10 protein-coding genes and 1 pseudogene are annotated in these 12,672 nt (G+C 62.2%); 6 read left to right on the top strand and 5 right to left on the bottom strand.

Going from position 1 to position 12,672, the window contains the following annotated elements; translation table 11 throughout:
* Positions 1 to 8: 8 nt before the first annotated feature.
* The 3 genes and pseudogenes from NSE01_RS19235 to NSE01_RS19225 form a co-directional block, all read left to right on the top strand.
* Entirely contained in the window at positions 9 to 1,388 is a 1,380-nt protein-coding gene (locus NSE01_RS19235; RefSeq protein WP_092960436.1) for a TniQ family protein, read from the top strand.
* Between the two features lie 1,155 nt (positions 1,389 to 2,543).
* Entirely contained in the window at positions 2,544 to 3,830 is a 1,287-nt protein-coding gene (locus tag NSE01_RS19230; RefSeq protein WP_062345282.1) for a site-specific integrase, read from the top strand.
* Positions 3,831 to 3,914: 84 nt separating this feature from the next.
* A pseudogene (locus NSE01_RS19225) lies at positions 3,915 to 4,717 on the top strand (IS630 family transposase); the annotation flags it as partial.
* Here the strand turns inward: NSE01_RS19225 and NSE01_RS21985 are convergent.
* From NSE01_RS21985 to nadC, 4 genes are all read right to left on the bottom strand, one after another.
* On the bottom strand, positions 4,689 to 4,916 hold the full coding sequence (locus tag NSE01_RS21985; RefSeq protein ID WP_368655946.1) for a flavin reductase: 228 nt from the start codon (positions 4,914 to 4,916) through the stop codon (positions 4,689 to 4,691). The pseudogene NSE01_RS19225 and the gene NSE01_RS21985 sit on opposite strands and share 29 nt — an antisense overlap.
* Before the next feature lie 137 nt (positions 4,917 to 5,053).
* Positions 5,054 to 5,455, bottom strand: coding sequence for a MarR family winged helix-turn-helix transcriptional regulator (locus NSE01_RS19215; RefSeq protein WP_230461519.1), 402 nt, complete (start codon positions 5,453 to 5,455; stop codon positions 5,054 to 5,056).
* A gap of 216 nt (positions 5,456 to 5,671) precedes the next feature.
* The gene (locus NSE01_RS19210; RefSeq protein WP_011608120.1) at positions 5,672 to 7,000 is read right to left on the bottom strand and encodes a Rieske 2Fe-2S domain-containing protein; all 1,329 of its coding nucleotides are present in this window, start codon (positions 6,998 to 7,000) and stop codon (positions 5,672 to 5,674) included.
* Positions 7,001 to 7,055: 55 nt separating this feature from the next.
* Positions 7,056 to 7,913: a carboxylating nicotinate-nucleotide diphosphorylase gene (nadC, locus tag NSE01_RS19205; RefSeq protein WP_147161230.1), complete on the bottom strand. Its 858-nt coding sequence runs from the start codon at positions 7,911 to 7,913 to the stop codon at positions 7,056 to 7,058.
* Positions 7,914 to 8,116: 203 nt separating this feature from the next.
* Here nadC and NSE01_RS19200 point away from each other — a divergent pair, with 203 nt between their 5' ends.
* Together NSE01_RS19200 and NSE01_RS19195 are read left to right on the top strand one after the other, a co-directional pair.
* Positions 8,117 to 9,307, top strand: a complete 1,191-nt coding sequence (locus NSE01_RS19200) for a Gfo/Idh/MocA family protein (RefSeq protein ID WP_281289535.1) — start codon at positions 8,117 to 8,119, stop codon at positions 9,305 to 9,307.
* A gap of 14 nt (positions 9,308 to 9,321) precedes the next feature.
* Positions 9,322 to 10,314: an ABC transporter substrate-binding protein gene (locus tag NSE01_RS19195; protein ID WP_147161228.1), complete on the top strand. Its 993-nt coding sequence runs from the start codon at positions 9,322 to 9,324 to the stop codon at positions 10,312 to 10,314.
* Positions 10,315 to 10,419: 105 nt separating this feature from the next.
* Here the strand turns inward: NSE01_RS19195 and NSE01_RS19190 are convergent, their stop codons facing one another.
* The gene (locus NSE01_RS19190; protein ID WP_011608124.1) at positions 10,420 to 11,655 is read right to left on the bottom strand and encodes an MFS transporter; all 1,236 of its coding nucleotides are present in this window, start codon (positions 11,653 to 11,655) and stop codon (positions 10,420 to 10,422) included.
* Positions 11,656 to 11,909: 254 nt separating this feature from the next.
* Between NSE01_RS19190 and NSE01_RS19185 the strand changes: the two genes are divergently transcribed.
* On the top strand, positions 11,910 to 12,671 hold the full coding sequence (locus NSE01_RS19185) for an IclR family transcriptional regulator (protein ID WP_092959632.1): 762 nt from the start codon (positions 11,910 to 11,912) through the stop codon (positions 12,669 to 12,671).
* The last annotated feature ends 1 nt before the right edge of the window (position 12,672 follow it).

Genomic DNA, 12,672 nt, shown 5'->3' with positions numbered 1-12,672 from the left:
GTGCCGGGATGAGCGCTGGAGCGGGAAGGAGCGAGATAGAGCCGCTGGCCTACCGGGTCAGGCCGATGGCCGGGGAATGCTTCGAATCCTGGCTGCAGCGCCTCGCCGCGCGGCACGAAACGACGCGCAAGGCGCTGTTCGCGCATCTCGGCATCGAGACAGTGCTGGCCGCCTGCGATCTGGCCTCGTCAGCCTATGGCACCGCGCAGCGGCACCGGGTCATGGTCGAGCGGTTGGCCTGGGCGACGGCCCTGCCCGAGAAGGCGATTTCGAGGACTTTGGTGGGCTGCACACGCGGTGACCTGCTGCCGCCGGCGCTGCGCTCGATCGGGTGCCCGCAATGTTGGCTCGACTGGCTGGAAAGCGGCGCGCCGTGGCGGATCGAACGCAACTGGATCCTGCGGGTTGCCCTGCGCTGCGAGCACCACGATCTGCTGCTGACCGACCTTCGCAGCATCGTGGTGCTGGGGCGCACGATGGCGGCGAAGCGGCTGCTGGAGGAGACGGTGGACCGGACAGGCGAGCAGATGGCGCGGTTTACCCTGGTCGCCACGCGCCTCGCCTGGAATCGCGTCATTTCCCGTGCCCACCTGCGCGGCAGTGAGCCCAACTCCTACGCGTTTTCAAGGCGATACATGGCGGCGTTGGTCGGCAACCGGTTTCATTTTGCGCCGTCGCGCCACCTCTTGCTGGCGGCGCTGCACAGCAGCAATGTGGAACAAGCCGAACGGGTGGAGCGACTATTCCGCTTCGATGCGCAGCCGGTGTATAGTCCGGCGAGGCGTGGCTCCAGCGGCTCCGTGCCCGGGCTAGCGGATCTCGCGGCTGCGATCACAGCGGTGGGCCTGCGTCAGCTTGGCCGCAAGCGCCACGTGCTGGAAGTAGCCGGACAGAAGCTTGAGCAGGCCTGGCGGAACTACCCTGCGGTGCATGCGGCGCAAATGCTACGCCGACGGCGCGCGGTGCTGGCGAGCGAGGTGCGCCGCCGCTATGCGGCCGAGATTGTCGGTGCTGCGAAATCCCCGCTGACCTGCTTACGCGGGTTCCAGGATGCGCTGTTTTTCCTGAAACAGTGCGGAATGGCGGATGATGCCGTTCCCCCGGCGACCGGGCGCCCCGATCCTTGGGAGGATTGCCTGGGAAATCCGAGACTGTTGCACGAGCGGTTGAGCCGGCGCTTCGCCCATCCCGCGTTTCGCACTGTTCTCGACCTGCCGGGTCACTCGTTCGATGGCGACGCATTCGAGCGCGCGAGCAGCCGGTCGATGGCGGCCATCGCTGCATCAAATTCGGCGAGGCTTTCGGCCGAGAGCACGGGAGACGGGCCCGGTCCAGGACCGGACTCGCTCGCCTTGCCGTCAGCCAAGCTCGCACGGATCAGAATCTGACCACGATGCCGCTCGATATCGGCAAGACTAGCGGATTTCAGCGATTTGACCAGTTCGCGCACGCCGTTCTTGGACAGGTGCAGCGCGCGTTCGATCTGGCCCGGACGCAAGGGCCCGAACCCGGCGAGCAGGGTGTAGAGCAGGGGCGCGCGCGAATTCGAGCGCAGGGCGGCGAGCGCGCGGGTCATGTGGGAATGGCGCGTCCGGGCCTGTTCGACCAGCTTGGCGAGCCGGTCGGCGCAGGCCGTGAGCGCGTCGGCCACCAGAATGTCGCGCTCGCGCGGCCAGAGCCAGGGCGCCAGTGCCTCGGCGCGCAGCGCGCCGGGGCAGGGGAGGGGGACCATCCCGGGGGTGGCGGCGGATAGGGCCTGGCCTGCCGCAAGATCGATTGCCCAGAGCGGCGGTCTGGCGCGCGGCTGCGCGAAGGCCATCGGCCCGCCCGGAAACTCGAGCAGCCGGTGCTCGGGTTCGGCGGGGGCGAAGTGGGCCGATGCCGCAGCCTGCGTATGGAGGTCGTCGATGGCCGCAAGCGGCCAGGTGCTTTCGCCGTGCTGTTCCGCAACGCTCGCCAGCTGGCCGGCGAGCGCGATCGCCTCGCGCGGCGAGAGCGCGTCAGCGGGGCCGACGATCCCGTGATCTGAGCCGGCTGCCGCCCGCAGTTGCTGCGCGACCCGCGCGACCGGCTCCCAGCGGGCCAGCGACAGTTCGGCGAGGATCGCATCGGCGATTCCCCACGGCCTCGCGAACACGTGCGGGCCTTCTGTTGGCGCTGCGGCTAGGCAGCAAAACCAGAGATCGAACTGCGCGGCGGCACCGGCATGACCCGCCTGGAGCAGGGCTTCACACAGCTGTGCATGAATGACGCTGGCGGCGAGCAGATGGGCGACGCCGGGCTCGAGATGTGCTACCAGCCCCTGCAGTCGGCCCCATGAAAGCGCGGCGCGCGAACGGGCCAGCATGAGCGCTTCGGGCGAGGCGTCTTCGTCCGACTGGAGCGGATGGAATCCGGTAAAATGGGCTTCGAAATTCGCCATTTCAGGAAGTCTAGCAAACAGGACTTAACTGCACCATCCTTGGCATGGTCTTTTTACGCACTAATGATAATGGTATCTTATCGGTAGTGACATTGCCAATTTGCGCGGCTATTCCCGGGAAATGAGCCGCGCAGCGTCGCCAAGGAAAGTCAAAACACTCCCCACCGCTATTGTTCCAGCGGCGAGCGCCGAAATTGTCACGGTGCTCGCCTCGGGCGAAGGCATTCTGCCGCAACGCCGCCGGTCAACGAAGCCGACGCACAAAGAACGCCTTGTCGCGGTCCTCGGATCCTTGCTGGGGGAGGGGACCCAGGTCGCCGAGCTTAACTTCACCACCGCGCTCGCCGCACGCAGCAGCGCGACACTGCGCGCTTTGGCTGCCGATCTTGAATGCTACAGCGGGTTTTGCCTCGATCATCCTCGGCCAGGACTCCCGGCTTCGCCCGAGCGCTTGACCGGGTACATCGGCCATCTCGAGGCCAGGCGGCAAAGTCCTGCAACGATTTCGCGCAAAGTTGCCTCGCTGGGCGCGGTGCACCGTATCCTCGATCTGCCATCGGCGACTGCGGCACCGCTGGTGCGCGATGCCTTGCGCGGCATGCGCAAGCGACAGGGCGTGGCGCAGCGCCAGGCGGGCCCCTTGCGGTTCGGCGCCGAGATCGGCCGCGAGCCAGCCAAAGGCTTGACTCTCACCGCGCTGCTCGATGCCTGTGGCGGCGATCCGCCGGGCTTGCGCGATGCGGCGTTGCTGTCGCTTGGCTATGATGCCGGGCTCAGGGTGTCCGAGCTGGTCGCGGCTACTTGCGAAAGTGTCCAGCTTCAGGACGATGGCTCGGGCCTGCTTCATATCGAGCGATCCAAAACCGACCAGCTGGGGGAGGGGAGCTATGTCTGGGTCTCGCCAGACACCATGCGGCGGATTGCGTTATGGCGCGATGTGAGCGCAATTAGCGCAGGCCCGCTGTTTTGCCGGATCGCCGTGCGGCGACGCAAAGTAGTTCTCGCGCGCCGGGCGCTGACCATGGCCGATCTTGCGCCTAATGCGAAGGTGGACCGGGAGCGAATGGCCGCCGTGCAAGCACGCGATCCCGGAGTCACCTATGCGATCGGGTCGGCAGCGCTCACGCCCACTGCTGTGCGGCATATTATCAAGCGCCGCGCCCGCGCCGCAGCCGATGCGGGTCTGGTGACGCTGATGGGCAAGAAGCTCGATCGCGCTATAGCTGCGCTCAGTACGCATTCGTTGAGGGTCGGGCTGACACAGGATCTATTTGCCAGCGGGGCCGATGCAGGCCCTGTTGCCCAGGCGCTGCGCTGGACATCGACATCGACCGCGCTGCGCTATGGACGCAAGCTCGCCCCTGCCTCGAATGCCGCAGCGGCTATGCTGGGGAAGGTGAGAAGGTGACAAGTGAAGCCGAACGGAAATGTAGCCGTGGCCACTGCAGGTAATTTTGTCGGTCCTTGGGGCGCTTCAAAATCGGCTCGTTGCAGTCAATTCCGTCCGCTCACAGGTGGCGACCGTCATTCGGGCAGGATCGAAGCGCACGGTGACTTCATTCGGGAACTGATCGCCGAGCAGGGCGACATGACCCTGGTCGAGGTTCAGGCGCGGCTGATCGAGCGCGGCACCTTGGTTGGGATCGGCACCGTGCATCGCTTTTTCGTCCGTCACGGGATCACGCGCAAAAAAAGACCGGGCACGCGATCGAGCAAGATCGTCCCGACGTCCTGAGGCAACGCCAGCGCTGGTTCGACGGACAGATCGACCTCGAACCCGAACGCCTCGTTTTCATCGACGAGACCTGGACCGCCACCAACATGACCCGCAGCCACGGCCGTTGCGCCAAGGGTGAGCGGCTGCGGATGGGCTACCCGCATGGTCATCGCAAGACCACCACGCTGGTGGCCGGCCTGCGAATGACCGGCATGGTCGCGCCGATGGTGCTCGATGGTCCGATCAACGGCGACTGGTTCGAAGCCTATGTGGCGCAGGTTTTGGTGCCAGAGTTGCGGCCCGGCGACGTCGTCATCATGGACAACCTTTCAAGCCACAAGCGGGCCGCCGTGAAAGAACGGATCGAAGCGGCGGGAGCAACCCTGCGCTTCCTCCCGCCCTACAGCCCCGACTTCAATCCTATAGAAAAAGCATTCTCTCGCCTGAAAGCCATGCTGCGCAAGGCGGGCGAACGAACCGTCAGCGGGCTGTGGGGGCTGATCGGCAGGCTCGTCGACATCTTCCAACCCGCCGAATGCGCAAACTACTTCAGCTCGTGCGGGTATGAACCGGAATGAGTGGAAACCGCTCTAATATGTTCAGCCCGAACCTTGTGCATCCGGCAAACTCATCATGCAGGAAAGCGGACTTGTTGATGCACGCCAGAATGCTTGGCGGTTCAAGCGCCAGCGAGCAAACCGCGGTTGCAACCATTCCGAATGGTTGACCTTCAAGCTCCAGCGTCAGGACGGTCACAGTTGCGGCTAGCCGCCGCATTGCCAGACGAAATTCGGCTTGGTTCGCGCTCGTTGTCATTCCTACATGGTAAGGTCTGGCTTGACTCCGAACGACCAAAGAATACTGAGCCTTCCACCGACTATTTGGCTGTCCACCGCATCAGACTGCTCATCTCATCAATCGTCGCAAGCGACTGCTTCGGTCCGCAATCGGAGTTCGGCAGCCAGGTTTCTCGAAACTCTTGCGAGTACCGATAGGCAGATTGCCACTTCATCTGCCGGAATATCGGCTGACGCCAAGCCATTGATGCTGGTGGCATGATGCATCAGCCTGGTTTCCAGCTCGCGACCGGGCTCTGTCAGCACGATGTTCTGTTTGCGCCGGTCGCCAAGCTGTTGCCTGCGCTCGACCAGACCATCCGCAACCATGCCGTTGATCATTACAACGGTTGTGTTTTCAGCGACATTTGTCCGATCGCTGAGTTGTTTTTGAGTCAGACCGTCCTCTAACCACAAGGCTCGCAGATAATACCAATACCCTGCCTTCAGCCCCTCGCGCGCCAAGACCGAATTGAGCAACCTGTCAAACCTGCGGTGACAGCGCCGGACCTGGTAGCCAAGACTCTCTTCGGGCTGGAGCGTTTGCGGTCTCGGGTTCGGCAACGCGGATTCTCCCAGATCTCAAGATGACGGCCGCGCCGGGTGCGTGACCGTGTACGAAAAAAATGTCGAACACGGCCGCACTATCAATTTTCTACGCGCAAGCGAAGTGGGGCGTGACCACTTTGCCGCGCCTCAGCCGGCCAGATCTTCGACAAGATCTCCCTTGTCCTCCGCCGCGCTCGAAAGTCGGCGTTCCTCATCGGAGACATTGAGAAGGCGCCAGTCGTCGCCCTTGGGCACCATGCCCTCAAAGGACATCAGCTTGGCATGGGGAATGCGCGACTCCCCTGTCCCGATCGCGGGCTCGCCGCGTTCCACGGCTTGGGCCGCACGATACATCAGCGTCCGGAACGTGAAGATAGCCTTGTCGCTCGATCCTAGGCGATCCTCGCTGCGGTCCGCGATCGGACCCATCGATTCCCACATGGCCATGTCCTGTGCCGGAATGCCGTAGATGCCGGTGAAGTCCCCGGCCTTCATCGCGGCGCGATCCTGCAGATAGTTGTTTTCGGCGTTACGGATCTTCTTGAACGTGACCGGCTCGACATCCTGGCCGAGTTCGGCACCGCAGAACTTCCGCCAGGCATCCTGCGAAATCCCTTTCTCGGGGTGCCAGGCAATCCAGTAGAACATGGTGTTCTCGTCATCGACCGGCACCAGCATCTGGCTAAGGTGGTATTGGTCGTTCGACGGAATGTGGACCGTGTAAGGGGCGACAAACAGCGTCATCCGCACATAGTCCTGCTTGTCGGGTTCGACGATCGGCTTGCGGATTGCAACATAACGGAAGCCGAACGGGGTCTTCTGAACCTCGATACGTGGCGCCTTGTCGGCCGATGGGCGCAGCCAGGCGCTGTCGGTCGCGGTCGATCCGCTCACTTCGGTTGCCGTGGGCATGTTGGTGGAATGCAGGCTCGAACTGTGCGCAGAATCGATCGATCCTTCAAGTATCTGAGCCCAGTTGCAGGCTCCATGCATCTTCACGATGCTGATCTTGTCTGCCGGAGCGGCAGTCCAGTTGGGCGGATCGAAAGGCAGCACATTGTCGGTATCACCCATCCAGACCCAGACAAATCCCCCCGCTTCACGAACCGGATAGGCCTTGGTCTTCATCGTCTCGCGCAGCTTGGCGTCGGCGGGCTCGGAGGACATGTCGAGGGCGTTGCCGTTCACGTCGAACTTCCAGCCATGGTAGAGACAGCGCAATCCGCATTCTTCGTTGCGGCCAAAGGCCAGCGAGGCGCGGCGATGCGGGCAAAGTTCGTCGAGTGCGCCGATCCTGCCTTCGCTGTCCCGGAACACCACCATGTTTTCGCCGAGCAAGCGAACGCGCAGTGGAGTGCCGTCGGGTTCGGCGACTTCCTCGATCATGCAGGCCGGAAGCCAATGCTGGCGCATCAGGCGGCCCATCGGGGCATTGCCTTCAACGCGGCAAAGCAGGTCATTCTGTTCAGGTGTCATTGTGTTTCTCCCTAGCGACTTTTCTATGGGGTGGGTCGGTCCTCTCCGGGATTGATCAGGCCGGGCTGTAGTCCAGCCCGATGTCGGCAGCGGGGGCGCTCTGCGTGATCCGCCCGACCGAGACGAAGTCCACGCCGGTCTCCGCGATCTCCCGGATGGTGTCGAGCCTGACGCCGCCGGAAGCTTCGATCGGAACCCTGCCGCCGACGATCTTCACGGCTTCGCGCAGCATCGCGGCAGACATGTTGTCGCACAGCAGCCGCTCCGCCCCCGCCGCCAGCGCGAGTTCGATCTGCTCCAGCAGGTCGACCTCGACCTGGATTTCGTGTTCAGATGCCTTGGCGAGGCCAACTGCCCGTTCGACACCACCGCACAGCGCGATATGATTGTCCTTGATCAGGACTCCATCATCGAGCCGCATGCGGTGATTGGTGGCACCGCCCATGCGGGCTGCATATTTCTCGATGACCCTGAGGCCGGGAATCGTCTTGCGGGTGTCGAGCAAGGTGCATCCGGTTCCGGCGATCTTGTCCGCATATTCGCGGGTGAGCGTGGCTATGCCTGACAGGTGCTGCAGGCTGTTGAGCGCCGATCGTTCGGCCGAAAGCATGGCGCGACCATTGCCCTCCAGGCGCATCAACACGTCTCCCCGTGCGGCGCGTTCGCCGTCGCTCTTCAGAAGTTCGATCTTGATGCCAGGATCCAGCTGGCGGAAAAATGCGACTCCCAGCTCCAGGCCCGCCACCACGATATCCTGTCGGGTAGCGATGACTGCGCTGAGGCGAAGGCCATCTCCAATCGTCAGATTGGTGGTAACGTCGCCGCCGGTGCCCAGATCCTCGGCAAGCACGGCAGTCACGAAGCTCGCGAGTTCCTGGCGACCAAGTCCGGCAACCGTTTCAGGCTTGGACATTGGCCCGATCCTCCGGTTGCTTCGTTTCGAATACTCTGCGCATCGTGTTTCCCTTGTTTCATTGCATGCATGGAGATTGGCTTCGCCGCCGACGGTCAAATTTGGCTTGCCGGCGGTGCATGTCCGCACTCTGAGTAGCTTGCATATGCTTCTATATAGAACTATCGGGAATTCAAGCGGGGCCGCCCAATTCAGTTCCCCAATTGTGCGAAAGGTTAGCGTTGAAACACATACGCCTCGGAATCGTGGGTCTCGGACGAGGTTTCATGTTGACCTTGCCTGCCCTTCGTGCCCATCCTGCGGTGCAGCTGAGCGCGGCCCACGACCTGCGCGATGAGGCCCTCGTCCGGTTCGAGTCGCAGTTTGGTGCGACGGTGCACCGCACGTATGAGGCATTGCTGGCAGATTCGGGCGTGGATGCGGTCTACATCGCCACACCGCACGAGCTGCACGCCGCTCAGGCCATTGCTGCGCTCGAGGCGGGCAAGCATGTGCTGGTCGAGAAGCCAATGGCGACTTCGGTCGGCGATTGCGCTGCGATGGCAAGGGCGGCGGAGAAGGCCGGCAGGGTGCTCATGGTCGGCCCGAGCCACGCCTTCGACGAGCCGGTTCGCGTTGCGGCGGAACTCGTGGCATCGGGGCGCTATGGCAAGGTGCGTCTGGTCAACGCCTTCAACTACACCGATTTCATGTATCGTCCGCGACGGCCCGAGGAACTGGACAGCGAGCGCGGCGGCGGCGTGGTCTACAGCCAGGCGGCGCACCAGATCGATGTGGTGCGGCGCATCGTGCGTCAGCCAGTGGAATCGATCCGCGCGGTTGCAGCTAACTGGGATGCATTGCGGCCAAGCGAAGGGGCTTACTCCGCGCTCATGACGTTTGCATCCGGCACCGTGGCCACGCTCACTTACAGCGGCTATGCCCACTATGACAGCGACGAGTTGCTCGGCTGGATTTCGGAGCTGGGCCGGCCGAAGGATCCTGTGTGCTATGGGGAAGCCCGGAAAGCACTGAAGCAGCTTTCGCAGCAGGACGAAATCAATGCCAAGCTGGCCCGGACGTTCGGATCGGCCTCTGCGGGCGATCCGGCCAGCGCGCCTCACCACGAACATTTTGGATTCGTCCTCGTGAGCTGTGAGCGGGCCGACCTCAAGCTGCTGCCGGCCTCGATCGAGGTCTTTGGCGATGAACGACGCGAGACCATTCCGATCGCCGCGCCGACGTTGCCCCGAGCCAATGTGATCGAGGACTTCGTCGCCTCGATCGTCGGCGCGAGGCCACCAGTCCACGATGGCTGGTGGGGTCTCGAAACCATGGCCTGCTGCGCCGCACTGCTGGAATCCAGCCGCATCGCGGCCGACGTCAAGCCCCAGACCATCATTCAAGAGTCATAAGGAAACACCATCCAATGAGCCGTCTCAATCTATCTTTCGCCTGCTGGGGATATGACCGGACCGAAGCACTCCAGACCGGCCAGGTTCGGCCCGACGGGATCGATCTCAATTTCCAAGTTCTGGATGTCGAAGAGACGTTCTTCCGCATGATCCGCAACCGCGAGTTTGACGTGGCCGAAATGTCGATGTCGTCCTATTGCGTCACGCTGGGGCGCGAGGATCCAGGTTTCATCGCCATCCCGGTCTTTCCTTCGCGCTTCTTCCGGCATGCTGGCATCTTCGTTTCGGCGAAAAGCGGGATCGAAAAGCCTTCGGATCTTGTCGGCAAGCGGATCGGCGTGCCGGAGTATCAGCTTACCGCGCCGGTGTGGATCCGCGGTATCCTGCAGGATGAATACGGCGTCGATCCGTCCTCGGTGACCTATTTCTTCGGCGGGGAAGAGGAACCGGGCCGAGAGGAAAAGCTCAAGATCAATCTCCCCGAGAAGTTCAAGGTCATTCCGATCGGACCTGAGCAGACCATTTCGCGAATGATCGCCGATGGCGAGCTTGACGCGGTCTATGCGCCCCGCGCGCCTTCGACCTTCTATTCCGAACCCGATAAGGTCCGGCGCCTGTTTCCGGACTTCGTCGCGGTCGAGAAGGCCTATTTCGCGAAGACGGGCATATTCCCGATCATGCATGTCGTCGCGATTCGTCGCGATGTCTACGAGAAGAACCGTTGGGTCGCCCAGGCCCTGTACAAGGCGTTTGTCGAGGCTCAGAAGCTTGTCTACGAACAACTGATGGTCTCGGCGTCACTCAAGACAATGCTGCCCTGGCAGATCGCTGCGGTCGAGGACACGATCGCAACCATGGGCAAGGAATGGTGGCCCTACGGCATCGATCGCAATCGGCACGTCATAGAGACGTTCACGCGCTACCACCATGAGCAGGGTCTTTCGCCCCGGCAGTTGACGGTCGAGGACATGTTCGCACCGGAAACGTTCTCCGAATTCCGAATCTGACGACTGCCGTGGGGTGTTGCGCGCTTCGCGGGGGCAGGGCTCCTGTCCCCGCGAATGTGGGGTGCGCGCGCGCCCTTGCCGATCCGTCCTGCCGGCGCGGTAGGCTCACACTGCCCGTTGCGCGGAGTTGTAGCGAGGCAGAAAGAGGATGGCGATCATCAGCACCGCGATCGACGACCAGCACATGGTTAGGGCCAGATCGTAGTTGCCGGTCCTGCTCGCTAGTGCGGCAAAGACGATTGGCCCTCCGGTGGCTCCGAGCGAATAGGATGCAAACATCAGCGAGAACATCGTCGTAAACACCGACCGGTCGAAGTACTTGCTGATCATGAACCCGAGGAAATCGACCTCGGCCCCGATGCTCAGGCCGATGCCGAGCGCGGCCACGGCAAACGCGAACGAAGAACTGCCGAACTGGAGCGTCAAGAGCCCGCCGGCGGTTATCAGGAGAATGGTGGCCATAACCCTGGGCGCGAAAATCCGGTCGAATGCCGCGCCGCCGGCCAAGCGGCCGACCAGGATGGCCGCGCCAAGGAGGGACTGATAGGTGGCGGCGTCGGTCAGGCTCAGGTTGCGGGCCATCAGAAGGGGTACGAAGTTGGCGACGCAGGAAACCAGCACGGCGCCGGTGAAGAACGCAAAGGCCAGCATGAGCCAAGTCCGGGGGGTACGAAAGGCGGACCAATCGAACCTCGATCCCGCGGCCCGGCCATTCGCTGGGGCGGCCATGGGCTCTGAAAACGGTCGCAGGAAGACTATCGCAATTGGCAGGGCGACGGCAAAGACCATGCCGGCAAAGGACAGTGCGGTAATCCGCCAGCCGAAATGTTCGGTTATCTGTGCTGCCAGGATGGGGAAAACGGCCGCGCCGACCCCGACGCCCAGCATGGTCGCGCCAAGGGCGAGGCCGCGGAACCGGTCAAACCAGCCCACCACGATGCTGGCGAAGGCGGGCGGCAAGGTCCCGCCGGCCAGAATGCCGACCGCAAGAAATGCCAGGCCCGCAACCACCGGGTCACGCGGAACCGCTGCAATCGCGACGAAGCAGATGCTCAGCATGACAGTCGAAAAAATGATAATTCGCCGAGCCCCGATGCGATCGGCTGCGACCCCCCACAATGGGCCGAACAGAGCAGACCCAAGACTATACGAAACAAATATCATGTTTCTATCGACGACATCCCATCCCAAATCGGACGCCATTGCCGTAGCCAATACGCCATACGTATAAATGACTAGGACGCCTACGCTAAGCATCATTCCAATAAACGCAGAAAACACAACAACCCAACCTGCGCGGGAATCCTTTTCTCTTGAAATGTAGGTCATTTCAGTGGCCATTTCTAATCCCTTGGTATCGCATATTTCAATATGGGCAGGATTGTCCTAGCCCTGCAATTCCGTATTCGGCACGGTGGCCAGATTGCGAGCAGTTTGCAATTCCAATTATCACATGGCAAGAAGCGGGAATGAATTTTGCTCCCGCAGGCATGCGGTTAGGGTTGAAGTCGTTTGGTGCCGTATCAGGGGGCTGACCTCATGTTGCGATCGCCAGCCGGCTCGATAGAATGGGCTGTCCATCGTGAGGAGCAGGTGTGGGTACAGTTGATAAGGCATTGGGGTTATTGGGACTGTTCTCGATAGAGGAGCCGCAATGGACCGTCGAAGCAGCGGCTAGCCGCACTGGAATCCCGACGAGCACGGCCTATCGGTATTTTCGCAGCTTGAACGAAGCTGGTCTGATCACGGATTTCTCCGCCGGTCGTTATGTGATTGGTCCAGCGGTCATTCATCTGGACAGGGTCGCACGGGGGACCGACCCGCTTGTGCTGGCAGCCCAGGATGCGATGGACAATCTGATCAATCGTGGGCCGGACAGGAGTGTGGTCATTCTTGCAAGAATTTTCGACCGCCGTGTCATGTGTGTCGATCAACGACGCAAAGGCTACCATCCGCTAACGATCAGCTATGAACGGGGGCGGCCGATGCCGCTTTACCGCGGTTCGGTGTCCAAGATTATCCTGGCCCACTTGTCTCCACGACTGATTGTTCGCTGCTTTCATGACGATCGGATTGATATTGAGGAGGCTGGCCTCGGATCGGACCTCAAGTCGTTCCGCCGGAATCTGCGGCTGATACGGCGCGCCGGCTACAGCGTCACCCACGGTGAGGTCGACAAGGGAGTGATCGGTATTGCCGCGCCGATCCTGTCGCCCAATGGCGACGTGTTCGCGTGCCTGTCACTGGTCGTGGCGGAAGAGACCACGCCGGAGGGCAGCATCGAGAAGCTCGTGGCTCTGGTACGCAAGGAAGCTTTGGCAGTGACCGCTTCGCTTGGCCTGATGTCAGACAACTGAA

The organism is Novosphingobium sediminis, from assembly GCF_007991615.1.
In the GTDB taxonomy this organism is placed as follows: domain Bacteria; phylum Pseudomonadota; class Alphaproteobacteria; order Sphingomonadales; family Sphingomonadaceae; genus Novosphingobium; species Novosphingobium sediminis.
The sequence above is the reverse complement of the archived record's forward strand: the minus strand, read 5'-3'. Positions and strand labels throughout refer to the sequence as shown.

Excerpts from the sequence above, each read along its gene's own strand:
- NSE01_RS19195 (WP_147161228.1), top strand. The coding sequence starts at position 9,322 with ATGAGCCGTCTCAATCTATCTTTCGCCTGCTGGGGATATGACCGGACC.
- NSE01_RS19190 (WP_011608124.1), bottom strand. The coding sequence starts at position 11,655 with ATGGCCACTGAAATGACCTACATTTCAAGAGAAAAGGATTCCCGCGCA.
- NSE01_RS21985 (WP_368655946.1), bottom strand. The coding sequence starts at position 4,916 with ATGCGGCGGCTAGCCGCAACTGTGACCGTCCTGACGCTGGAGCTTGAA.
- nadC (WP_147161230.1), bottom strand. The coding sequence starts at position 7,913 with ATGTCCAAGCCTGAAACGGTTGCCGGACTTGGTCGCCAGGAACTCGCG.
- NSE01_RS19235 (WP_092960436.1), top strand. The coding sequence starts at position 9 with ATGAGCGCTGGAGCGGGAAGGAGCGAGATAGAGCCGCTGGCCTACCGG.
- NSE01_RS19210 (WP_011608120.1), bottom strand. The coding sequence starts at position 7,000 with ATGACACCTGAACAGAATGACCTGCTTTGCCGCGTTGAAGGCAATGCC.
- NSE01_RS19230 (WP_062345282.1), top strand. The coding sequence starts at position 2,544 with ATGAGCCGCGCAGCGTCGCCAAGGAAAGTCAAAACACTCCCCACCGCT.